The sequence below is a fragment of the Saccharothrix hoggarensis genome, from assembly GCF_052936025.1.
Genome location: NZ_CP193624.1, coordinates 1566020 through 1587419, shown reverse-complemented (window position 1 = coordinate 1587419; position 21400 = coordinate 1566020). Strand labels below are relative to the sequence as shown.

Sequence of the window (21400 nt, the reverse complement as noted above, 5' to 3'; positions counted from 1 at the left end):
CCGGCCGGGCGCGTGACGCAGCCCGACAGTCCTCGTGATTCGAGTTTCCGGCTCGGCTCCCCGACAGGCCGATTCGGCGGTGAACCCGCGTCGCAGCCCAGGATGGACCACAGCCCGCCGCGAGATCTCGGCTAGGTTACGAAACGTGAGACCCGGCGTCCACTAGCGGGACGCGGAAAACCGCCCTGGTTCACGACTGTTACCGAACGGCCTAGCTGTGACCTGGTCGTGTGACCGCCGGTGGTGTTAAAAACACGATTTGTGTCACACCCGGCCCAGGCGGGCCAAGAGCACCGCGGACGGCACCGGGTGCGCGCCCCGCCGTCGGACGGAATCGGCCACCGCCCGGTCCGACGTCACCACGACCACCGGACGGCCCTCCGGCTCCGCCGTCACCAACGCCCGGATCACGTCGTCCGCCAGCACACCGGGATCGCTGAACAGCACCCGGACCCCGCGCGGCGCCGACGTCGGCACGGCCACCACCCCGGCGCCGTCGAACACCAGCGTCACCTCCGCGCCGGTGCGCGCCGCCAGCACCGCCAACTGGTGCACCAGCCGGTCCCGCTGGTCCGACAACGACAACTCCGGATAACCGGTCTTGGTGACGTTGTAGCCGTCCACGATCAAGTGGACGGCGGGCAGCGCCAGCAGCCGGTCCAACGCCGCCGGGTCCTCCACCCGGCCCACCGCGCCCTGCGCCGCGCTCGCCCCGCGCACCAGGTCCGCGGGCCGCGGCCCGGCGCCGCCCAGCGCCAGCTCGCGGCGCAGGCCGTTCACCGCGCCGTCCAGCGTGTCCACGAGCAGCGCCAACCGCACCTCGTCGGCCTGGCGGGCCTCCTTCGCCGACTGGCGCGCCACCTCGGCGTCCGCCACGGCCCGCTGCGCCTTCGCCCGCTCGTGCTCCGCCCGTTCCCGTTCCCGGTCCCGTTCGGCGGTCAACCGGCGCAGCTCGGCCTCCGCCTCCGCGCGCACCCGCTCCACCTCGGCCGCCGCCGACTCGGCCCGGTCCTTGGCCTCGCGCAGCCGCACGCCCTGCTCGCGCAGCCGCTTCCGCAGCCGCTCCAGCTCGACCTCGGCCTCCTCGCGGATCTTGTCCGCCGCGCCGCCCGCCTCGGCCCGCTCCGCCCGCAGCCGCTCCAGCTCCGCGTCCAGCCGCTCGGCCCGCTGCACCGCCAAGTCCCGTTCGGACCGCAGCGCCGCGTCCGCCGCCCGCCGGCCGACCAGCTCGATGAAGTGGCCCGCCACCTCGTCGCCCTGCAGCACCGCCGCGGCGCCCGCCGCCACCGGGTCGGGAGAGGTCACCTCCAACGCCGCCGGCCGGTTGCGCCGCAGCCACTCCACCACCGCGGCGCGGAAGTTCGCCGACACCTTCAGCGCGCCGATCAACGCGGGGCCGCCCAACCGCGCCCGCTTCGTGGGCGCGAACCGCGCCACCGCGCGCAACGACTGCGGCACGTCGACCTTCGCCAAGTCCCCCAACGCGTCCGCGCACAACTCGGCGAGCCGCAGGCGCAGCGGCTCGGGCAGGGCAGACCAGTCCACAGTGGACTCGACGACCGGGTCCGGCTCCTCGCCGCCCAGGTCGCCGCCAGGATCCGCCGGCTCAATCGGGTCTTGCACCCGTACAGGCTAGCCGTGTCCACCAGCACCGACCCGCCCGCGAGGTCGCGTCGGTCGTTCGCGCCGGTTTTCGTGGCGATCACGCTTTTCGATCGCCACGAAAACCGGCGCGAACGACCGACCTCATAGCGACCGAGCCGCCGCCTGCGGAGCAGCGGCCGCAGACACAGTCGCGAACGACCGACTTCGAAGCGACCGAGCCGCCGCCTGCGGAGCAGCGGCCACCCAACACTGTCGGACCCCGCCGCTACGGTGCCCCGCGATGACTACTCAGCTCACGTTCGACGAACTGGGCACCCCGCTGCGCGAGACCACGTTCGTCGTGTTCGACCTGGAGACGACGGGTGGCCGGGCGGACGGCGACTCGATCACCGAGATCGGGGCGGTGAAGGTGCGCGGCGGGCGGGTCATCGGCGAGTTCGCGACGCTCGTCGACCCCGAGCGCGGCATCCCGCCGCAGGTCGTGGCGCTCACGGGGATCACCCAGCTGATGGTGACCGGCGCGCCTCGGCTGGGCACGGTGCTGCCCGCGTTCCTGGAGTTCGCCGCCGGCGCGGTGCTGGTGGCGCACAACTCGGGCTTCGACGTGGGCTTCATCAAGGCGGCGTGCGCCCGGTACGGGTACGCGTGGCCGAAGCCGACGGTGGTGTGCACGGTCCGGCTGGCGCGCCGCGTGCTCAGCCGGGACGAGGCGCCGAGCTGCCGGCTGTCGGCGCTGGCGCAGCTGTTCGGCGTGTCCGTCCAGCCGAACCACCGCGCCCTGATCGACGCCCGGGCGACCGTCGAGGTGCTGCACCACCTGCTGGAGCGGGTCGGGTCGGTCGGCGTGCACTCGCTGGAGGAGCTGGTCGCCTACCTGCCGGAGGTGACGCCGGCGCAGCGGCGCAAGCGGACGCTCGCGGCCGACCTGCCGTCCACGCCCGGCGTCTACCTGTTCCGCGGGCCGTCCGAAGAGGTCCTGTACGTCGGCACGGCGTCGAACCTGCGGCGGCGGGTGCGGCAGTACTTCACCGCGAGCGAGGGGCGGAAGCGGCTGCGCGAGATGGTCGCGCTGGCCGTCCGGGTGGACGCGGTCGAGTGCGCGCACTCGCTGGAGGCGGAGGTGCGGGAGCTGCGGCTGCTGACCGCGCACAAGCCCGCCTACAACCGGCGGTCGAAGAACCAGGCGCAGGCGTGGTGGCTCGTGCTGACGGACGAGGCGTTTCCGCGCCTCTCGGTGGTCCGCACGGCCCGTGACGGCGCGTTCGGCCCGTTCCGGTCCCGGCGGCTGGCCGAGGCGGCCCTGGAGGCCCTGCTGGAGACCGTGCCGTTGCGGGCGTGCTCGATCCGGATACCGGCGCGCAACGCGTCCGCCACGCCGTGCGCCCTGTTCGAGCTGGGACGGTGCAAGGCGCCGTGCGCGGGACGGCAGTCGGCGGACGACTACTCCCCCGCCGTCGACGCCTTCCGCGGGCTGGTCGCCGGGACGGACGTCGCGCCGCTGCACGGCCTCACCGCGCAGATCGACGCGCTGGCCGAGGCGCACCGGTTCGAGGACGCGGCGACCCGCCGTGACCGCATGTCGTCGTTGCTGCGGTCGCTGGACCGGGCACAGCGCCTGGCCGGCCTGGCGGCGCTGCCCGAAGTGGTGGCGGCGCGCCCCGACGGCGCGGGCGGGTGGGAGTTCGCCGTGGTGCGGCACGGCCGGCTGGCGTCGGCCGGGGTGGCGCGGCGGGGCGTGCGGCCCATGCCCGTCGTCGACGCCCTGGTGGCGTCCGCGGAGACCGTGGTCCCCGCCGAGGGGCCGCTGTTCGGCGCGCCGCCCGAGGAGGTCGGCGTGGTGCTGCGGTGGCTCGACCGGCCGGGCACGCGACTCGTGCACTGCGACCGCCCGTGGACGTCGCCCGCGTTCGCCGCCGGGGCGTGGCGCGAGTGGTTGGCGCGCGCCGAGGCCGGTCGCGACCAGTACCGGGAGGCGGGCCACTAGCATGTGGTCGGTCGATACCCCGACGACTTGTGGAGGACCGCTGTGATCACCGCGATCGTGCTGATCCAGGCCGCCGCCGAATCCATCCCGGACGCGGCGCAGGCGATCGCCGACATCGAGGGCGTCACCGAGGTCTACTCGTGCGCCGGCGACGTCGACCTGATCGCCCTGGTCAAGGTCGCCCGGCACGAGGACCTCGCCGACCTGGTGCCCGGCCACATCTCCAAGGTGCCCGGCGTGCTGAACACGGACACCCACATCTCGTTCCGGTCGTACTCGAAGCGCGACACGGACGCGGCGTTCGCCATCGGCCTCGAAGACGCCTGATCACGCCACGCGCGGCCGGCCGGCGAGGGCGTCGCAGCCCTCGTGGGTGAGCTGCGGCGTGCTCGTCCGCGCTCATCGTCGGACGGCTCCGGCCACCCCACGGCGGCAGGCGGACGCCGGCCGGGGCGTGCCACCGCCGAACCTCCGAGCCCCACGCACGCGGAAGGGCCCCGCACCTGACCCAGGTGCGGGGCCCTTCCGGCGAACGGTCAGTCCTCGGGCTGCGCCGGCTTGCCGGCCAGTTCCCCCGCGGGCTTGTTCTCGCCGCTCAGCGTGTCGCCCGAGACGCCGCGCTCGGCCCGGGCACGAGCCAGGGCGGCGGTCTCCTCCGGCGCGTCCGGCGTCAGGAAGCTGCCCGGCACCGGGTGCCCGGCCGAACCCAGCTTGTTCATCTTCTTCGGCACCGAGGCGCCCTGGTACTCCAGCGGCAGCGGGTGGCCGTGGTCGTCGACCGGGCCCAGCGGCTGGTGGATCTCGATGAACTCGCCGTGCGGCAGGCGCTTGATGATGCCGGTCTCGACACCGTGCTCCAGCACCTCGCGGTCCGCGCGCTGCAAGCCGATGCAGATGCGGTAGGTGATGAAGTACGCCAGCGGCGGGATGAGGAGCATGCCGATGCGGCCCGCCCACGTCATCGCGTTCAGCGAGATGTCGAACTTCATGGCGATGATGTCGTTGCCGCCCGAAATCAGCAGCACCATGAAGTACGAGATCGCCATCGCGCCGAGCGACGTCCGAACGGGCACGTCGCGGGGCCGCTGGAGCAGGTTGTGGTGCGCGTAGTCCTTGGTCATCTTGCGCTCGATCCACGGGTACACCGCGGCGAGGCCGGTCAGCAGCGGCAGGCCGAGCATGAACGGCAGGAACGGCTCCGGCACCGTGTAGTCGCCCAGGTAGAGCTCCCACGCGGGCCACAGGCGGATCAGGCCGTCCGTCCACCCCATGTACCAGTCAGGCTGCACGCCTGCCGACACCTGACCGGCGTTGTACGGGCCGAAGTTCCACACCGGGTTGATCTGGAACACGCCGCCCATGATCGCGGTGACGCCGACGACCAGCGCGAAGAAGCCGCCGCCCTTGGCCGCGAACACCGGCATGATGCGGACGCCGACGACGTTGGTCTCCTTGCGGCCCACCCCCGGGAACTGGGTGTGCTTCTGGTACCAGACGAGTCCGAGGTGGACCGCGATCAGCGCCAGGATGATGCCCGGGATCACCAGGATGTGCAGCGTGTAGAGCCGCGGGATGATCTCCGTGCCGGGGAACTCGCCGCCGAACGCCAGCCAGTTGAGCCACGTGCCGATCACCGGGATCGAGATCAGCAGCGCCGCCATCACCCGCAGGCCCGTGCCGGACAGCAGGTCGTCGGGCAGCGAGTAGCCGAGGAAGCCCTCGATCGCGCCGAGCATGAACAGCACGATGCCGATGACCCAGTTGATCTCACGCGGGCGGCGGAACGCGCCGGTGAAGAAGATCCGGAACATGTGGATGACGATCGCGCCCATGAACAGCAGCGCCGCCCAGTGGTGGACCTGGCGCACGAACAAGCCGCCCCGGACGTCGAAGCTGATCTCCAGCGTCGACTCGAACGCCCGCGACATCGGCACGTTCTGCAGGTTCTGGAACGAGCCGTCGTAGATGACCTCCTCCATGGAGGGGTCGAAGAACAGCGCGAGGTACGTGCCCGAGAGCAGCAGCACGATGAAGCTGTAGAGGGCGATCTCGCCGAGCAGGAACGACCAGTGCGTCGGGAACACCTTGTTCAGCTGTTTCCGCAGGCCACCGGCCATGTGGAACCGGTCGTCGGCCCACTTGGCGGCGCCACCCGCCGCGCGGGCGGCTGCGCCCTGCCGCTTGGTCGGCGTGGTGATGCCGCTCATGACTTACGCTCCCAGAACGCCGGACCCACAGCCTCGATGAAGTCGCTGCGGGCAATCAAGTATCCGTCCTCGTCCACCGTGATCGGAAGCTGGGGCAGGGCGCGGGTCGCCGGGCCGAACCGGGGCTTGCCGTAGTGGAAGACGTCGAACTGCGACTGGTGGCAGGGGCAGAGGAGCAGGCCGGTCTGCTGCTCGTAGAGCGACGCCGGGCACCCGAGGTGGGTGCAGATCTTCGAGTACGCGTACAGGTCACCGTAGTTGAAGTCTTCCTGGCCCGCACGCTTGACGATCTTCTGACCAGGGCGGAAGCGCAGCAGGAGGACCGGGTTGTCGGCCCGCTTGGTGGCCACGATGAGCGCGTGCTCGTCCTCGCGCTCGGACTCCCGGAACGGGAAGACGGTCATGTAACCGCCGGCCTCCAGGTCCTCCGGGCGCACCAGCTGCACCTCGTGCGGGTCGCCGGTGTAGTTGCGCAGGTAGACCTTCTCGCCGTTCTCCGCCTTCCAGCCGGTGTGCCAGAGCGAGTCCTTGGAGTCGCTGTCCGCCCACGGGTTCTTGATCAGGCCGCCGAGCGGCACGGCCAGGACACCCAGGCCGAACACGCCGGCGCCGAGGCCCGCGGTCCGCTTGATGAGCGACCGGCGGCCGATCGTCGAGCGCTGACCGGCGTCGGCCAGCTCCGCGATGACCGTGGCCTTGTCGACCTCGGACGACCCGCCGTCGTGGCGCTGCTGGACGGCCAGCTCCTCCGGGATGAACTTCTTCGTGTACAGCAGTGCGCCGACGCCCAGGGCGAGGATCGACAGGCCCAGGGTGAGGCCGATGACCGGCGTGTACAGGCTGTACAGGATGTGGTCGGTGCCGTGCGGGGCCTGGTACTTCCACGGCCACCAGATGAAGGCCACGAGGAACGCGATGCCGGCGAGCGCGGCGATGGCGAACCACAGGGCCACCAGGCGCTCGGCGCGGCGCTCCGCGCGGGTGCCCTTGACCGGCCACCGCTCCTCGTAGTGGACGAGCTCGACGCCGTCCATGCTGGTCCCGAGCTTGACCAGCTCGTCCCGGCTCATCCCGGCGAGTTCCGCCTCGTCGGGGAGCTCGTTCGGCTTCACGCCGCTCATGCCTTGGCTCCGATCCAGAGGGTCACGCCGATCAGGGCGGCGATACCCACGATGAACGCGATCAGACCCTCCGATACCGGCCCGAGGCCGCCGAGGGGGGCGCCGCCGGGGTTGTTGTTCCCGTCGGTCACCGACTTGATGTAAGCGATGATGTCTTCCTTCTCCTCCGGCGTGAGCTGCCGGTCGGAGAACTTCGGCATGTTCTGCGGGCCCGTGAGCATCGCGGTGTACAGCTGCTCCTCGGTCACGCCGTCGAGCTCGGGCGCGAACTTGCCGGACGACAGCGCCCCGCCGCGGCCGGTGAAGTTGTGGCACGCCGCGCAGTTGAGCCGGAACAGCTCGCCACCGCGGGCCGGGTCCTCGCCGCGCAGGGCCTCACCGCGCTCCTCGGGCGTCTGCGGACCGCCGCCGCGGGACTGGATGAACGCGCCGAGCGCGTCCACCTCCTCCGGCGTGAACTTGGCGGGCTTGCGCAGCGCCTGCGCCTCCTGGCGGGCCATCGGCATGCGGCCGGACGACACCTGGAAGTACACGGCCGCCTCGCCCACGCCGATCAGGCTGGGGCCGCGGTCCTCGACGCCGTCGAGGTTCTTGCCGTGACAGCTGATGCAGGTGTTGTTGTAGAGCTGCTCGCCCAGTCGCACCTGCGCCGGGTCGTCCTGCGCCTGCGCGGTCTGCGGCTGCGGCGCGAGGGCGCTGAACAGGAAGCCCGCGGCCAGCAGCGCGAAGCCCAGCGCGAGCAGGCCCGAGATCCGCCTGCGCAGCTTGGTGCCGCGCTTCCGGGCCCGTGTGGTGTTGGTGGTCATGTGTGCGGCAACCCTTGCTGGTGTGAGTTCGGGGTTCGAGCTGGTCAGGGCACGATGTAGATGACGGCGAACAAGCCGATCCAGACGACGTCGACGAAGTGCCAGTAGTACGACACGACGATCGCGGAGGTCGCCTGCGCGGGCGTGAACTTGCTCAGCTTCGTGCGGACCAGCAGGTAGCCGAACGCGATCAGACCACCGATCACGTGCAGGCCGTGGAAGCCGGTCGTCAGGTAGAAGACGGTGCCGTACGCCGAGCTGGGGATCGTGGTGCCCTCCCCGACCAGCGTCACGTACTCGAACGCCTGGCCGCCGACGAAGATCGCGCCCATGATGAGCGTCACGACGTACCAGCGGCGCAGGCCGAACACGTCACCCCGCTCCGCGGCGAACACGCCCCACTGGCACGTGAACGACGAGGCCACCAGGATGATCGTGAAGAACAGTGCGTAAGGCACGTTCAGGTGCGTCGGTGCCGGGGGCCACGGGCCTTCGTTCTGGGCCTTCACCGTGAAGAACATGGCGAAGAGCCCCGCGAAGAACATGAGCTCACTGGACAGCCAGACGATCGTGCCGACGCTGACCATGTTCGGGCGGTTCAGCGAGTGCACGCGCTGGCCGATTGAGGGCGCTGCCGTTGTCACACGACGCATTATTGCTTGCAGGTTTTCGCTCCGCCCATCGGGTCCGGGGCACGTGCGCAGGTCATCTGGGTCACACAGGCGGTGAGGACGTTCATGGGGTTGTTGAGCCGGTGGCGTGACCGACGTGCCCGTCGGGGCGTACCCGCACCGGAGATCGATTCACCCGGCCTGTCGGTCGTGGTGGAGGCGTTCGACGTCGCCGAGGCCGACTCGGCCGCCCTGGCCCGGTCGCCGCGGTGGCGCCCGGACGAGCCCGCGGTGCTGCGACACCACCTCGACCTACCGCCTGACCAGGTAGAACGCGCCCGGGAACTGCTCGCGCCGGACGGCTGGGAGCTGCGGTTCGACGGCCGCTGGCACGCGATGCGGGTGCAGACGCTCGACGCCCTCGGGTGCGCGCAGGAGCGCGCGCGGATGGCGAGCCTGGCCCAGCGACTGGGCGGCGACTGGATCGGGTGGGACGCACTGCAAGTCCCGGGACGTTAGCCAGATAACATCGGCGCCACCTGGCACCCGACCCGCCGGAGGACGCGCAGATGAGCACGCAGACGACCAGGATCCTGGTGTTCAGCCACCGCCCCGAGGTGCGTGAGACGATCATCACTGCGGTGGGGCGCCGTCCCGCGCCGGACCTGGGGCGCGTCGAGTACGTCGAGGCCGGCACCGTCGCCGACGTCCTGTACGAGATGGACGAGGGTCGGGTCGACCTGGCCATCCTCGACGGCGAGGCGCAGCCCACCGGCGGCATGGGCCTGTCCCGGCAGCTGAAGAACGAGATCACCGACTGCCCCCCGGTCGTCGTCGCGGTCCGCCGCAAGGACGACCGCTGGCTGGCGACGTGGTCGCAGGCGGACGCGGTGCTCGTGCACCCGCTCGACCCGCTGGCCGCCGCCGAGACCGTGGCCGAGGTGCTGCGGTCGATGGCCCTGCCCGTCGTACGGGGGTGACCGCCGTGGACCGCACGTGGCCGTTACTGCTGAACCAGCTGATCGACCGCGTCGACCTCACCCAGGACGACACCGGCTGGGCGATGGACCAGGTCATGTCCGGCGCGGCGACGCCCGCGCAGATCGCCGCGTTCGCGGTCGCGCTGCGGGCCAAGGGCGAGACGCCCGAGGAGGTCGACGGCATCGCCGCGATGATGCTGCACCACGCCCGCCGGTTCACGGTGGACGTGCGCGCGGCGGACATCGTGGGCACGGGCGGCGACAACTCCGGTTCGGTGAACATCTCGACGATGGCGGCCCTCGTGACCGCCGCCGCCGGCGTCCCCGTGGTGAAGCACGGCAACCGCGCGGCGTCGTCCAAGTGCGGCACCGCGGACGTGCTGGAAGAGCTGGGCGTGGCGATCGACCTGCCCCCGCTCGGCGTCCAGCAGACCGCGGAAGAGCTGGGGATCGGCTTCTGCTTCGCGCCGGTGTTCCACCCCGGTTTCCGGCACGCGGGCGGGCCGAGGCGCGAGATCGGCATCCCGACGTCGTTCAACCTGCTCGGGCCGCTGACCAACCCGGCCCAGCCCAAGGTCGGCGTGGTCGGCTGCGCGAGGGTCTCCTTCGCGCCGCTGCTGGCGGGCGTGTTCGCGCGCCGCGGCAACACCATGCTGGTCGTGCGCGGTGACGACGGGCTGGACGAGATCACGACGACGACCACGACGTCGGTGTGGGTGGTCGACGGCGGGCAGGTGCGGACCGAGCAAATCGACCCTTCGGCGCTCGGCATCCCGACGGCCCTGCCGGACGACCTCAAGGGCGGTGACGCCGCCGTGAACGCCGAGGTCGTGCGCGAGCTCGTGGCGGGCAAGCCCGGTGCGGTGCGTGACGCGGTGCTGCTGAACGCGGCGGGTGCGATCGCGGCCCACAGCGGGCTGACCGGTGACCTGCACGCGGACCTGTCGAACGCGATGGGCCGGGCCGCCGAGGCGGTCGACAGCGGTGCGGCGGCCGACCTGCTGCGGCGGTGGGCGGCGCGGTCGACGGAGCTGAAGGCCACCCTGGCGAGCTAGCCGCCACCGGGCCGACCGGTCCCCGGGCCGGGTCGTGCCAGGCCAGGTCGTCCAGGCGCAGGTCGTCCCGGTCAGGTCGTCCCGGCGCGATTCGGCCGGCGCAGTTCGGTTCGGGCGCGGTTCGCCTAACGCGCCAAGCGTGCTCCACAGGGGTCCCCCGCCCAGGGGGACCCCTGTTTTTGATCCTGCCGGCCCAGGCCGACAGTCTCCGCGCCGTGTACGCGATCTGTGGACAACTCCGCACACCCGCGATCGGCTGTGGACAAGTGGACAGCTCGCGGCGGCCGCGACCCACCCGCGGACCCCGGCCGACGAGGCGCGAGATGACGGCCACCTTTTCACCGCCGGGCAACAGCGGCCGGTCATGCTGTGACCATGCTCTACACGGTGATGAAGCGAGTGGTGGCGCCCACGGCGCGCCTGGTCTACCGGCCGACCGTCGAAGGCCTCGAGAACGTGCCCGCCGACGGCCCGGTGATCCTCGCGCCCAACCACCTGTCGTTCATCGACAGCATCGTGATCCCGATGGTCGTGCCGCGCCGCGTCTCGTTCCTCGCCAAGGCCGAGTACTTCGAGGGCCGCGGCGTCAAGGGAGCCCTCTCCCGCTACTTCTTCGGCTCCCTGGGCCACGTTCCGGTACGCCGCGGGCTCGGTAGGGCCGCCAGGGCGTCCCTGGACACCGCGAAGGACATCCTGGCGCAAGGCGGCGCGTTCGCCATCTACCCGGAGGGCACGCGCTCGCTGGACGGCCACCTCCACCGCGGCCGCACGGGCGTGGCCCGCATGGCGCTGGAGTCGGGCGCGCCGGTCGTCCCGGTCGGCCTCATCGGCACGGACCGGGTGCAGCCGGTGGACCGCAGGCTCCCCCGCATCCACCCGGTGACGATCCGCTTCGGCAAGCCGCTCCGCTTCGACCGCTACGCGGGCATGCAGGAGTCGCTGCCGGTGCTCCGCTCGGTCACGGACGAGATCGTCTACCAGATCCTGGAGCTGTCCGGGCAGGACTACGTCGACCGCTACCAGAACTCCAACGCCGCGTAACGACAAGAAACGACAAGAAACGACAAGAAAGGGGGCCACCCCGAAAGGTGGCCCCCCGAAAGAGATTCAGCTCACTCGTGGTTCGGACCGGTGTGGTACTCGAACAGGAGCCCGCCGACGGCGATCAGCACCAGCACGACCGCGATCACCAGCAGCCAGACGTGCCAGAACGCGAGCGCCACGCCGGCCGTCGCGGCGGCCGCCGCCAGGCCGATCGGCCAGTAGCTGCCGGGGCTGAAGAAGCCCAGCTCACCGGCGCCGTCGCTGACCTCGGCGTCCGCGTTGTCCTCGGGCCGCACCTCGATGCGCCGGGCGACGAACCGGAAGTACGTGCCGACGATGAGCGCCAGCCCGCCGGTGAGCGCGAGCGCCACCGTGCCGGTCGGCTCGACGAAACCGGTGTCCGCCCAGGTCCAGTAGCCGTACACGACGGCCATGAGGAACGAGAACGCCATCACCAAGTCAAAAATGCGTGCTTCGACCTTCATCGCAGCGTCCTCCTACTTCTCGCCGCCGGACGCCTCGCGGACGGTCCGGTCGGTGTCGAAGGGCTTGGTCGTCACGGCGTGCGGCGTGCACAGCTCGCCGCAGTTCATCTCGGTCAGCGCCTCGGCCGCCGTGTACGGCTGACCGGTGACCGGGTTGGCGGACTTGCGCAGCTCGATGTACCGGTCGAAGTCGTCCGGCGTGAGCGCCCTGACCTCGAAGTTCATCACGGCGTGGTAGACGCCGCACAGCTCGGCGCAGCGGCCGACGAACGACCCGGTGCGGTCGATCTGGTCGATCTGGAACGCGTTGTCCTGGTTGTTCTTCTCGGGCTCGGGGAAGACGTCCCGCTTGAAGTGGAACTCCGGCACGAAGAACGAGTGGATGACGTCGGTCGACCGCAGGTTGAAGCGGATCGACTTGCCCTGCGGCACGACCAGCAGCGGGATCTCGCCGGACGAGCCGACGGTGCTCACCGGCAGGTTGGACGTCTCGGTCTTGTGCTGGGGGTACTGGAACTCCCAGTTCCACTGGAACGCGATCACGTCGACCGTCACGTCGGGCGTCTTCGACTTGTCCGTGACGTAGTTCTGCGTCACGGCCGTGAAGTAGAACAACACCGCCACGATGATCGTCGGCACGACCAGCAGCACGAGCTCCAGCGGCAGGTTGTAGGCGACCTGACGGGGCAGCTCCTCGCTCTTCTTGCGGTGGAACGCGATCGACCAGAGGATCAGGCCCCACACGATCACACCGACCGCGAGAGCCGCGACGACCGACCAGGTCCACAGCTCGCGCATCGCCTCGGCCTGCGGCGTCACGGCCACCGGCCAACCGAAGCGCAGCACCTCTTCCGTGGAGCAACCCGTGGCCCCGACGCCGACCAGGCCGACCAGCCCGCCGACCTTCGCCAGCCGGGCTGCCCTGGTGCCCTCCTTCAGGCCCACTGCTCGCCGCCTCCTCGTTGCCTTCAACCGCTACCAAAGCTCGCAGGCAGGGACGGGATTGCGCCCCACGCCGGATCATGCGGGAGCGTAGCTCAGCGCACCGCGCGTCACCCCTCGGGGGCCGCACCCGTGCGGTGCAGTTTCGGTCACACACCGGCCCACCGGCATACTGGACTCTTCTCCACACGACTCGAAAGGTGTTACCGCGTGTGTGGCCTGGTAGGACTGGTTTGCCCTGGCGAGAACGAGGCCGAGCGGGCGCGCTCGGCGGTGGCGGGGGCCCTGCGCTGCATGCGTCACCGCGGCCCCGACGAGAGTGGCACCTGGCACGGCGGTGAGGTCGTCTTCGGCTTCAACCGGCTGTCCATCATCGACATCGAGCACTCGCACCAACCCCTGCACTGGGGGCCGCACGACCAGCAGGGCCGGTACGCGATCCTGTTCAACGGCGAGATCTACAACTACGTGGAGCTGCGCGCGGAGCTGACCAAGCAGTTCGGCGCGGTGTTCGCCACGGACGGCGACACCGAGACGATCGTCGCGGCCTACCACTACTGGGGCCCGGCCGCGGTGGCGAAGCTGCGCGGCATGTTCGCGTTCCTGATCTGGGACAAGGCGCGGCGGGTCGTGTTCGGCGCGCGCGACCCGTTCGGCATCAAGCCGCTGTACTACGCGGCCGGTCCGGGCGGCGTGGCGTTCTCCAGCGAGAAGAAGTCGGTGCTGGAGCTGGCGCCGACGATCGGCATCATGCCGAAGGTCGACAAGAAGGCCCTCCAGCACTACCTGATCCTGCAGTACGTGCCGGAGCCGGAGTCGCTGCAGAGCGAGATCCACCGCATCGAGTCCGGCACGTCGTTCACGCTGGTCCCGGGCGGCAAGCCGGTCGTCGAGCGATACTTCCCGGCGACGTTCCGGCCGCGCGCCGTGCGCGGCGAGGCGGACGAGAACCGGCTGTACGACGAGATCACCGAGGCGCTGCGCGACTCGGTGGCCAAGCACATGCGGGCGGACGTGACGGTCGGCTCGTTCCTGTCCGGCGGCATCGACTCGACGGTGGTCGCGGCGCTGGCCAAGGAGCACAACCCGGACCTGATCACGTTCACCACCGGGTTCGAGCGGCAGGGCTACTCGGAGATCGACGTGGCCGCCGAGTCGGCCGCCGCGATCGGCGTGAAGCACGTGGTCAAGGCGGTGACGGCGCAGGAGATGATGGACGCGCTGCCGCTGATCACGTGGTACCTGGACGACCCGGTGGCGGACCCGGCGCTGGTGCCGCTGTGGTTCATCGCCCGCGAGGCGCGCGAGCACGTGAAGGTGGTGCTGTCGGGCGAGGGCGCGGACGAGCTGTTCGGCGGCTACACGATCTACCGGGAGCCGCTGTCGCTGGCGCCGTTCGAGAAGGTGCCGGGCGCGTTGCGCAAGGCCATGGGCAAGGTGTCGACGAAGATCCCGCAGGGCGTGCGCGGCAAGGACCTGCTGCGGCGGGGCGCGCTCACGCTGGAGGAGCGCTACTACGGCAACGCGCGGATCTTCATGGACGACCAGATCCGGCAGGTGCTGCGCACGTACGACCCGAACGTGTCGCACAAGGACGTCACGGGGCACGTGTACCGGGAGTCCGAGGGCTGGGACCCGGTGACGCGCATGCAGCACGTCGACCTGTTCACGTGGCTGCGCGGCGACATCCTGGTCAAGGCCGACAAGATGACGATGGCGAACTCGCTGGAGCTGCGGGTGCCGTTCCTGGACCCCGAGGTGTTCCGGATCGCGTCGCAGGTGCCGTCCGAGCTGAAGCTGACCCGGGAGACCACCAAGCACGCGTTGCGCCGGGCGATCCGCGACATCGTGCCCGCGCACGTGCTGAACCGGCGCAAGCTGGGCTTCCCGGTGCCGATCCGGCACTGGCTGAAGGACGAGATGCACGACTGGGCGGTGCAGCACGTGCGCCAGTCGCAGACCGACGAGTACCTCGACAAGAACGCCGTGCTGCGGCTCATCGAGGAGCACCGGTCGGGCGTGGCGGACCACAGCAGGCGGATCTGGGCGCTGCTGGTGTTCATGATCTGGCACGGGATCTTCGTGGAGGGCCGCATCCGCCCGGCGATCCCCGAGCCGCACTACCCCGTGAAGCTGTAGCCCGTTGAGCGCGAAGGCCCCCGGCACGCGTGCCGGGGGCCTTCGTCGTGGGTGGACGCCCGTTCAGCCGGCGTGCTGCCCGGCGCGGGCGCGGACCCGGCTGCTGTGGACGCCGGCCGCGATGTCGGCCCGGCACTCGTCGACGGCGTCCTTGCCGATCTTCTGCTCCATGATCCCGGCCACGTGCTCGACCAGCTTGGTCAGGTGCTCCTTGGTGCGCGCCAGCTGCTCGATGCGGGCGTCGACGGACGTCAGCTCCTCGTGCAGCATGCCGAGCAGCGGCACGCAGCCCGCCTCGTCGTCGGGCAGCTCGACGTCCTGGTCGAACGCGTGCGCGAGCACCAGCCGGGCCAGCCGCACGTTGAGGCCGGAGCCGATGAGGCAGCGCACGCTCCGGACCCGTTCCACATCGGACTCGTCGTAGACGCGGTAGCGCGTCTCGGTGCGCTGTGCCGTCAGCAGGCCTTGCTGGTCGTAGTAGCGCAGCATGCGCACGGTGGTGCCGGTCTTCTCCGCGAGTTCCCCGATCAGCACGTATTCCCACTCCCGCCCACAAGAGGGTTTGATCACGCAACCTTGACCCTGACGTCAGTGTCACACTTTAGCGTCGTCCGCGTGATCGCCTTCATCCTGATGCTCAGCGCATTCGCTGTGGGGACATCCGAGTTCATCATCGTCGGCGTGCTGCCCGAGGTCGCCGCCGATCTCGGTGTGGACGTGCCGACCGCAGGCCTGCTGGTGACCGCTTACGCCGTCTCCGTCGCCATCGGCGGACCCGTGCTGACCGTGTTCACCGGGCGCATCCCGCGCCGGACCCTCCTGATCTCCGTCATGGCGCTGGCCTTCGTGGCCTCCGTGGGCAGCGCCCTCGCCGACGACTACACCCTGCTGATGGCGGCGCGCATGGTCGCCGCCCTCGCGCAGGGGCTCTTCTTCGCGGTGGCGTCCCAGATCGCCGTCGCCGCCGTGCCGCCCGAGAAGCAGACCGCGGCCATCGCCAAGGTCGTCAACGGCGTCGCGCTGTCCACCATCCTGGGCATCCCGCTCGGCACGCTCATCGGCCAGAACTACGGCTGGCGGGCGTCGTTCGTGCTGGTCAGCGCGTTGACCGCGATCAGCTTGGCGGGGGTGGTGCTCGGCACGCCGAAGGTCGCGCACGTGCCGGACCCCGGCGTCCGGGCCAGCCTGTTCGCGTTCGGCCGGCGGACCGTGCTGCTCGGCCTGACCACGACGGTCCTGTCGTTCACCGGCCTGATCGCCGCGTTCACGTACGTGGCGCCCGCGCTGCGGGACGTGAGCGGGTTCGAGCCGGGCTGGGTGACCGGCGTGCTGCTCGTGTACGGCCTCGGCACGCTGGTCGGCAGCACGCTCGCCGGCAAGGTGCCGCCGCAGCGCATCGCCCGCGTGCTGCCGGTCCCGCTGGCCGTGCTCGGCGTGGTGCTGCTCGCCCAGGGGCTGGTGCTGGAGAGCAAGGTGGCCGCCGTGGTCAGCGTGTTCGTGCTGGGCGCGAGCGCGTTCACGGCGGGGCCGCTGATCCACACCTACCTGATGGGGCAGGTGGGCGAGGCGGCCGGGCTGGTCGCCTCCGTGAACATCTCCGCGTTCAACGTGGCGGCGGCGCTGGGCCCGATGCTCGGCGGCGTGGTCCTGACGAGCGGGCTCGGCCTCCGGTGGGTCGGGACCGTGGGGGGCGTGTCGACCATCCTCGGCGTGGGGGTGGCCCTGGTGGTCGGCAGGGTGACCGCGCGGTCGGCGGCCCCGGCGCAACCGTCGACGGCGCCGCTCGCCGCGCACGCGTGAGATGAGGCCCTACCGGACGGCTACCGTCCGGTAGGGCTTTTGTCAAGGCATTTCCGCGCCTACGGTCGCGGGGGTGACGAACATCGAGGCGGACACGCTGGACGACCTGATCGAGGACTGCACCGCCCTGCCGCGGGAGTTGCGCGGCGCGGCCACCGGACTGCCGGAGCCACGCGCCGCGGCGCCGTGGCAGGTGGACGACGCCCACTACGCGCAGGTGGCGGACCTGGACGCCTACGTCTGACGTCCGACGTCGGAGACGCGCGAAAACGGGAAGGGCCCTCGCCATCGCGGCGAGGGCCCTTCCCGTCTGACCTGCGGTTACCGGTGGTCGATCAGTGGAACGAGTCGCCGCACGCGCACGAACCGCCCGCGTTCGGGTTGTCGATCGTGAAGCCCTGCTTCTCGATCGTGTCCACGAAGTCGATCACGGCGCCCTCGACGTACGGGGCGCTCATGCGGTCGACGGCGACCTTCATGCCGCCGAAGTCGCGCACCGCGTCGCCGTCGAGCGTGCGCTCGTCGAAGAACAGCTGGTAACGCAGCCCCGCACAACCACCGGGCTGGACGGCGATGCGCAGGTGCATGTCGTCGCGCCCCTCCTGGTCGAGCAGCGCCTTGGCCTTCACGGCCGCCGCGTCGGTCAGCGTCACGCCGTGGGTGGGCGGGGCGTCAGGAGTCGAGGTGACTGCGTCCTGAGCGGTCGTCATGGCTCTCCCTCAGAGGTCCTTTGCGGGCATCTATTCCGGGCAAACACGGGAAGTACCCGCTTTGTTCCTGACCCCCATGGTCGCACAGGCGTCAGGGGCGGGGGTGTGACCACTGCCTCGCCACGTGCGCCGCCAGGTCGGCCAGCGTGCCCGCCGGGTCCGCCAGGCTGCGCTCGACCGACCCGACGTGCTCGGCCACCGCGTACGAGTCCTGCACACCCGCCGCGGCCGCCTCGCGCCTGCCCACGGTGACCTGCCCGGCCAGCACCACGCACGGCACGCCGCGCTCGGCCGCGCCGGCGGCCACGGCCGTCACCAGCTTGCCGCGCAGCGACTGCCAGTCGAAGCTGCCCTCGCCGGTGACGACCAGGTCGGCCCGGTCGAGCGCGGCGTCGAGGCCGGTCAGCTCGCGGACCAGGCCCGCGCCGGACGCCACCGTCGCGCCCAGGGCCATCAGCGCCGCGCCGAGACCCCCGGCCGCGCCCGCGCCGGGCCGGTCCCGCACGTCGGCCAGCTCGTCCATCGCGGCCAGCCGTGCCTCCAGCCGCTCCACCGCCTCGGGTGACGCGCCCTTCTGCGGGCCGAACGTGCGCGCGGCGCCGTGCGGGCCGAGCAGCGGGTTCTCCACGTCGGCGGCGGCGACCAGGCGGGCCGTGACGGGCTGGACGGCCTCCCGCAGCCCCGCGCCGCCGTCCGTCGTGCCCGAGCCGCCCAGGCCGACCACGATGGTGTGAAGGTGGCGGGCGGCGTTGAGCAGCTCGCCGACGCCCCTCGTGGTGGCGGTCTCGGCGGTCTCGGGGCGCCGGTCGGGCGGGATGAGGTGCAGGCCGCACGCCTGGGCGGACTCGACGTAGGCGGTCCCGTCGTGCTCCAGCCACCGCGCCTCGACGGGCGTGCCGAGCGGTCCGGTGACCGTGACCCGGTGCAGCGTGCCGCCCAGGGCGGTGTGCAGGACGTCCACGAAACCGGGGCCGCCGTCGGCCAGCGGTCGGAGCCGGAGCTCGTCGTCGGGAGCGGTGCGGCGCCAGCCCTCGGCCACGGCCTCGGCGACTTCCCGCGCGGTCAGCGTTCCGCCGAAGCAGTCCGGCGCAATAACAACTCGCACCTCGCGAACAGTACTTATCGGGGCATCTCCTACTCTGGTGCGGTGAGGTTCCTGCGCCGCAACGCCGACGAAGCCACCGAGTCCACCACCACCGAGGACGCTCCCGCGGAGGTGAACCCGGCCGACCCGTCGCGCACCCCCGGCAAGGGGCGGCCCACGCCGAAGCGGCGTGAGGCGGAGGGCAAGCGACGCGGTCCCGTCCCGCCGCCGCCCCGCACGCAGCGCGAGGCGTTGAAGCGGGCGCGCGGGAGCAAGGTGTCCAAGGAGGAGCGGCGCGCCGCCAACCTGGAGCGCCGGCAGCGGATGATGGCGGGCGAGGACAAGTACCTCCTGCCCCGCGACCGCGGCCCGGTGAAGGCCTACATCCGCGACGTGGTCGACTCGCGGCGCAACCTCATGGGCCTGTTCATGCCGCTCGCGATCCTGGTGTTCGTGGCGCTGCTCGTGCCGATGCCCGCGGTCCAGCAGTACGCGACGCTGCTGACCACGTTCATGCTGCTGGCGATGATCGTCGAGGGCTTCGTGCTCGGCCGGCTGGTGGCCAGGCGGGTGCGGCTGAAGTTCCCGAACGACACCACCCGCGGCCTGTCCATCGGCTGGTACTCGTTCATCCGCGCCAGCCAGCTGCGCCGGCTGCGCGTGCCCAAGCCGCGGGTGAGCCCGGGCGACAAGGTCTGACCACGCCTGCGGCCGCGTGCGCGGGCGACGGGGTCACGGGGTCACGGGGAGTTCATTAGCTTGCCGAACGAGTTGTCACTAGACTTCGTGACATGGAGTTCCGACGCCTCGGCCGCAGTGGCCTGAACATCAGCGAGATCTCGTACGGCAACTGGCTCACCCACGGCTCCCAGGTCGAGGAGGACCAGGCCACCGCGTGCGTGCGGGCGGCGCTCGACGAGGGCATCACGACCTTCGACACCGCCGACGTGTACGCCAACACGAAGGCGGAGTCGGTGCTGGGCCGGGCGCTGGCCGGCGAGCGCCGCGAGTCGCTGGAGATCTTCACGAAGGTCTTCTGGCCGACCGGCCCCGGCGGTCCGAACGACAAGGGCCTCGGCCGCAAGCACATCATGGAGTCGATCGACGGGTCGCTGAAGCGGCTCCAGACCGACTACGTGGACCTCTACCAGGCGCACCGGTACGACAAGTCCGTGCCGCTGGAGGAGACCATGCTCGCCTTCGCGGACGTCGTCCGCCAGGGCAAGGCGCTCTACATCGGCGTGTCCGAGTGGAACGCGGACCAGATCGCGCGCGGCGCGGCGCTGGCCCGTGAGCTGAACGTCCCGTTCATCTCGAACCAGCCGCAGTACTCGATGCTGTGGCGGGTCATCGAGTCGCAGGTCGTGCCCACGTCCGAGCGCGAGGGCATCAGCCAGATCGTCTGGTCCCCCATCGCCCAGGGCGTGCTGACCGGCAAGTACCTGCCCGGTCAGCCCGTGCCCGAGGGTTCGCGGGCGACCGACGAGACCGGCTCGAAGTTCATCCAGCGCTTCCTGCGCGACGAGGTGCTGGAGAAGGTGCAGCGGCTCAAGCCGCTGGCCGACGAGGCCGGGCTCTCGCTCGCCCAGCTGTCGGTGGCGTGGGTGCTGCAGAACCCGAACGTGGCGAGCGCGATCATCGGCGCGTCACGCCCCGAGCAGGTGCGCGAGAACGTCAAGGCCGCCGGCGTGAAGCTGGACGAGGAGCTGCTGAAGAAGATCGACGACGTGCTGGAGGGCGTGGTCGAGACCGACCCGCGCTTCACCGTCACCCCCTGACGCGGTTCACGTCGAGAAGCCCCGCTCGGACTATCCGGGCGGGGCTTCCGCGTTCCGGACGATCGCCGTTCCCCGCGCCGGCCTGGGTCGGCTGCCGATCGCCGAAGCGCTCACCCCGCTGACGGACGCCCTGAACGACCCCGCCCCCGGGTCCGCGCCAACGCCGCCACCGCCCTCGGGCGCCTCTCCCCGGCCGACCTGCCCGACCGCCTGGCAACGGTCGTGCTGGACCCGCACCCGGCCGTCCGCTCCGCGGCCACCGCCGCCCTGCGACGGACCACTCCCCCCGCCGACGACTGACCGACAGCCGCTGACCAGACCCCCGCGCGTCGGGGGCTCAGGTCCGCTTGCCGTAGACCTCCCGGAAGCTGCGCTTGATCGGCGCGCCGCGGGTCAGCTGCAACATCGCGCCCGCGCACCGCCCCAGCAGCGTCTTCGACCGCCGGTGGTAGTCGACGCTGATCCGGCTGCCGTCCCCGTGCGGTTCGACGCGGAAGTCGAACATGCCACCCGGTTCGAAGATCGTGCCGTCGGTGATCACCGAGTGGACGACCGAGTCCGTCCACTCGTAGGTGACGCGCTCCCACACCTCCAGCCCGAGGAACGCGCTGCCCTCCGTCACGTCGGCGGTGCCGGCGCCCAACGCGTGCACCCGGTAGAGGTGCGGGGCGAGGTTCGGCCAGATCGCCGGCCTGCGCTCGGAGAAATCGACCATCGCGCCGATCACCTTCGCCGGCGGGTCCCGCACGTCCAGCTGGAACGTGAACTTCGGCACGTGAAAACGGTACCCACGGCGCCGCGGCGGCGCCGCGCGAAATCGGCCCGGTCTACTCGGCCGGGGCGAGGGACATCGGGCCGTAGACCTCCGACTCGCTGCGCAGGAGCGTCACCTGGGCGACGCCCGCCTCCCGCAGCTCGACCCACGCCGAGCCGAACCAGTCCTCCGCCTCGGTCTGGTCGGCGAACGCGACGTGCGGGCCGTCCACCTCACGCCCCTGCTGGTCCTGGTACCGCCACCGGTACTCCACGACGATCACCTCCCGCTGTGC

At 71.2% G+C, this 21400-nt stretch carries 23 protein-coding genes and 1 pseudogene; 12 read left to right on the top strand and 12 right to left on the bottom strand.

The genetic code is table 11. The annotated features are described in order from the left end of the window. Window positions 1–264: 264 nt before the first annotated feature. Window positions 265–1623, bottom strand: coding sequence for an NYN domain-containing protein (locus ACRAKH_RS07795; protein WP_447009709.1), 1359 nt, complete (start codon window positions 1621–1623; stop codon window positions 265–267). Between the two features lie 262 nt (window positions 1624–1885). Here ACRAKH_RS07795 and ACRAKH_RS07790 point away from each other — a divergent pair, with 262 nt between their 5' ends. Together ACRAKH_RS07790 and ACRAKH_RS07785 are read left to right on the top strand one after the other, a co-directional pair. Further along, window positions 1886–3589 carry a DEDD exonuclease domain-containing protein gene (locus tag ACRAKH_RS07790; protein ID WP_447009708.1) on the top strand — a complete coding sequence of 568 codons (1704 nt, stop codon included), beginning with the start codon at window positions 1886–1888 and terminating at the stop codon, window positions 3587–3589. Between the two features lie 42 nt (window positions 3590–3631). Then, on the top strand, window positions 3632–3916 hold the full coding sequence (locus ACRAKH_RS07785) for an Lrp/AsnC family transcriptional regulator (RefSeq protein ID WP_158840431.1): 285 nt from the start codon (window positions 3632–3634) through the stop codon (window positions 3914–3916). A gap of 209 nt (window positions 3917–4125) precedes the next feature. Here ACRAKH_RS07785 and qcrB read toward each other — a convergent pair whose 3' ends face one another. The 4 genes from qcrB to ctaE are packed head-to-tail and all read right to left on the bottom strand — an operon-like array spanning window position 4126 to window position 8376. After that, complete coding sequence (gene qcrB / locus ACRAKH_RS07780) at window positions 4126–5796, bottom strand: cytochrome bc1 complex cytochrome b subunit (RefSeq protein ID WP_380723782.1); 1671 nt, start codon at window positions 5794–5796, stop codon at window positions 4126–4128. Beyond that, a complete protein-coding gene (gene qcrA, locus ACRAKH_RS07775) occupies window positions 5793–6917 on the bottom strand; it encodes a cytochrome bc1 complex Rieske iron-sulfur subunit (RefSeq protein ID WP_380723781.1) in 1125 nt (374 codons plus the stop codon). Before qcrA ends, qcrB begins: the two co-directional genes overlap by 4 nt. Beyond that, window positions 6914–7723 (bottom strand): cytochrome bc1 complex diheme cytochrome c subunit, encoded by an 810-nt coding sequence (qcrC, locus tag ACRAKH_RS07770; protein WP_380723780.1) that lies wholly within the window; start codon window positions 7721–7723, stop codon window positions 6914–6916. Before qcrC ends, qcrA begins: the two co-directional genes overlap by 4 nt. Window positions 7724–7767: 44 nt before the next feature. Continuing rightward, window positions 7768–8376 carry an aa3-type cytochrome oxidase subunit III gene (gene ctaE / locus ACRAKH_RS07765; protein ID WP_380723779.1) on the bottom strand — a complete coding sequence of 203 codons (609 nt, stop codon included), beginning with the start codon at window positions 8374–8376 and terminating at the stop codon, window positions 7768–7770. Between the two features lie 84 nt (window positions 8377–8460). Here ctaE and ACRAKH_RS07760 point away from each other — a divergent pair, with 84 nt between their 5' ends. The 4 genes from ACRAKH_RS07760 to ACRAKH_RS07745 all read left to right on the top strand — a co-directional run bounded on the left by ACRAKH_RS07760 (window position 8461) and on the right by ACRAKH_RS07745 (window position 11410). After that, window positions 8461–8853, top strand: coding sequence for a hypothetical protein (locus ACRAKH_RS07760; protein WP_380723778.1), 393 nt, complete (start codon window positions 8461–8463; stop codon window positions 8851–8853). Between the two features lie 50 nt (window positions 8854–8903). Next, window positions 8904–9314, top strand: coding sequence for a hypothetical protein (locus ACRAKH_RS07755; protein WP_380723777.1), 411 nt, complete (start codon window positions 8904–8906; stop codon window positions 9312–9314). After that, entirely contained in the window at window positions 9311–10369 is a 1059-nt protein-coding gene (gene trpD, locus ACRAKH_RS07750; RefSeq protein WP_380723776.1) for an anthranilate phosphoribosyltransferase, read from the top strand. Before ACRAKH_RS07755 ends, trpD begins: the two co-directional genes overlap by 4 nt. A 375-nt stretch (window positions 10370–10744) precedes the next feature. Then, window positions 10745–11410: a lysophospholipid acyltransferase family protein gene (locus ACRAKH_RS07745; protein WP_380723775.1), complete on the top strand. Its 666-nt coding sequence runs from the start codon at window positions 10745–10747 to the stop codon at window positions 11408–11410. Between the two features lie 71 nt (window positions 11411–11481). Here the strand turns inward: ACRAKH_RS07745 and ACRAKH_RS07740 are convergent, their stop codons facing one another. Both ACRAKH_RS07740 and ctaC read right to left on the bottom strand, forming a co-directional pair. After that, window positions 11482–11898, bottom strand: coding sequence for a cytochrome c oxidase subunit 4 (locus tag ACRAKH_RS07740; protein ID WP_380723774.1), 417 nt, complete (start codon window positions 11896–11898; stop codon window positions 11482–11484). A 12-nt stretch (window positions 11899–11910) separates the two neighbouring features. After that, the gene (gene ctaC, locus ACRAKH_RS07735) at window positions 11911–12843 is read right to left on the bottom strand and encodes an aa3-type cytochrome oxidase subunit II (RefSeq protein ID WP_380723773.1); all 933 of its coding nucleotides are present in this window, start codon (window positions 12841–12843) and stop codon (window positions 11911–11913) included. A 207-nt stretch (window positions 12844–13050) separates the two neighbouring features. On the opposite strand from ctaC, the gene asnB reads away from it, so the two are divergent. Beyond that, window positions 13051–14979, top strand: coding sequence for an asparagine synthase (glutamine-hydrolyzing) (gene asnB / locus ACRAKH_RS07730; protein ID WP_380723772.1), 1929 nt, complete (start codon window positions 13051–13053; stop codon window positions 14977–14979). 63 nt (window positions 14980–15042) lie between these two features. Here the strand turns inward: asnB and ACRAKH_RS07725 are convergent, their stop codons facing one another. Further along, a complete protein-coding gene (locus tag ACRAKH_RS07725) occupies window positions 15043–15513 on the bottom strand; it encodes a MerR family transcriptional regulator (RefSeq protein ID WP_447009707.1) in 471 nt (156 codons plus the stop codon). Window positions 15514–15594: 81 nt separating this feature from the next. Here ACRAKH_RS07725 and ACRAKH_RS07720 point away from each other — a divergent pair, with 81 nt between their 5' ends. Together ACRAKH_RS07720 and ACRAKH_RS07715 are read left to right on the top strand one after the other, a co-directional pair. Continuing rightward, entirely contained in the window at window positions 15595–16779 is a 1185-nt protein-coding gene (locus ACRAKH_RS07720) for an MFS transporter (protein WP_380723770.1), read from the top strand. A gap of 73 nt (window positions 16780–16852) precedes the next feature. Continuing rightward, window positions 16853–17023: a hypothetical protein gene (locus ACRAKH_RS07715; protein ID WP_380723769.1), complete on the top strand. Its 171-nt coding sequence runs from the start codon at window positions 16853–16855 to the stop codon at window positions 17021–17023. A gap of 91 nt (window positions 17024–17114) precedes the next feature. Here the strand turns inward: ACRAKH_RS07715 and ACRAKH_RS07710 are convergent, their stop codons facing one another. Both ACRAKH_RS07710 and ACRAKH_RS07705 read right to left on the bottom strand, forming a co-directional pair. Then, complete coding sequence (locus ACRAKH_RS07710; RefSeq protein WP_380723768.1) at window positions 17115–17489, bottom strand: HesB/IscA family protein; 375 nt, start codon at window positions 17487–17489, stop codon at window positions 17115–17117. A gap of 91 nt (window positions 17490–17580) precedes the next feature. After that, on the bottom strand, window positions 17581–18594 hold the full coding sequence (locus ACRAKH_RS07705; RefSeq protein ID WP_447009706.1) for a glycerate kinase family protein: 1014 nt from the start codon (window positions 18592–18594) through the stop codon (window positions 17581–17583). Between the two features lie 42 nt (window positions 18595–18636). On the opposite strand from ACRAKH_RS07705, the gene ACRAKH_RS07700 reads away from it, so the two are divergent. The 3 genes and pseudogenes from ACRAKH_RS07700 to ACRAKH_RS07690 all read left to right on the top strand — a co-directional run. Then, window positions 18637–19272, top strand: a complete 636-nt coding sequence (locus ACRAKH_RS07700) for a DUF3043 domain-containing protein (protein WP_380723766.1) — start codon at window positions 18637–18639, stop codon at window positions 19270–19272. A 92-nt stretch (window positions 19273–19364) separates the two neighbouring features. Beyond that, the gene (locus ACRAKH_RS07695) at window positions 19365–20351 is read left to right on the top strand and encodes an aldo/keto reductase family protein (protein WP_380723765.1); all 987 of its coding nucleotides are present in this window, start codon (window positions 19365–19367) and stop codon (window positions 20349–20351) included. Between the two features lie 150 nt (window positions 20352–20501). Beyond that, window positions 20502–20651 (top strand): annotated as a pseudogene (locus ACRAKH_RS07690) (HEAT repeat domain-containing protein); the annotation flags it as partial. Between the two features lie 37 nt (window positions 20652–20688). Here ACRAKH_RS07690 and ACRAKH_RS07685 read toward each other — a convergent pair. Continuing rightward, window positions 20689–21126, bottom strand: coding sequence for a hypothetical protein (locus tag ACRAKH_RS07685; RefSeq protein ID WP_380723764.1), 438 nt, complete (start codon window positions 21124–21126; stop codon window positions 20689–20691). A 52-nt stretch (window positions 21127–21178) separates the two neighbouring features. Then, window positions 21179–21379 carry a hypothetical protein gene (locus ACRAKH_RS07680; RefSeq protein ID WP_380723763.1) on the bottom strand — a complete coding sequence of 67 codons (201 nt, stop codon included), beginning with the start codon at window positions 21377–21379 and terminating at the stop codon, window positions 21179–21181. Window positions 21380–21400: the final 21 nt, after the last annotated feature.

What these genes read in the sequence shown, in the direction of transcription:
- ACRAKH_RS07790 (WP_447009708.1), top strand. Translation starts at nt 1,886, where the DNA reads ATGACTACTCAGCTCACGTTCGACGAACTGGGCACCCCGCTGCGCGAG.
- qcrB (WP_380723782.1), bottom strand. Translation starts at nt 5,796, where the DNA reads ATGAGCGGCATCACCACGCCGACCAAGCGGCAGGGCGCAGCCGCCCGC.
- qcrA (WP_380723781.1), bottom strand. Translation starts at nt 6,917, where the DNA reads ATGAGCGGCGTGAAGCCGAACGAGCTCCCCGACGAGGCGGAACTCGCC.
- qcrC (WP_380723780.1), bottom strand. Translation starts at nt 7,723, where the DNA reads ATGACCACCAACACCACACGGGCCCGGAAGCGCGGCACCAAGCTGCGC.
- ctaE (WP_380723779.1), bottom strand. Translation starts at nt 8,376, where the DNA reads ATGCGTCGTGTGACAACGGCAGCGCCCTCAATCGGCCAGCGCGTGCAC.
- ACRAKH_RS07760 (WP_380723778.1), top strand. Translation starts at nt 8,461, where the DNA reads ATGGGGTTGTTGAGCCGGTGGCGTGACCGACGTGCCCGTCGGGGCGTA.
- ACRAKH_RS07755 (WP_380723777.1), top strand. Translation starts at nt 8,904, where the DNA reads ATGAGCACGCAGACGACCAGGATCCTGGTGTTCAGCCACCGCCCCGAG.
- ACRAKH_RS07745 (WP_380723775.1), top strand. Translation starts at nt 10,745, where the DNA reads ATGCTCTACACGGTGATGAAGCGAGTGGTGGCGCCCACGGCGCGCCTG.
- ACRAKH_RS07740 (WP_380723774.1), bottom strand. Translation starts at nt 11,898, where the DNA reads ATGAAGGTCGAAGCACGCATTTTTGACTTGGTGATGGCGTTCTCGTTC.
- ACRAKH_RS07710 (WP_380723768.1), bottom strand. Translation starts at nt 17,489, where the DNA reads ATGACGACCGCTCAGGACGCAGTCACCTCGACTCCTGACGCCCCGCCC.
- ACRAKH_RS07695 (WP_380723765.1), top strand. Translation starts at nt 19,365, where the DNA reads ATGGAGTTCCGACGCCTCGGCCGCAGTGGCCTGAACATCAGCGAGATC.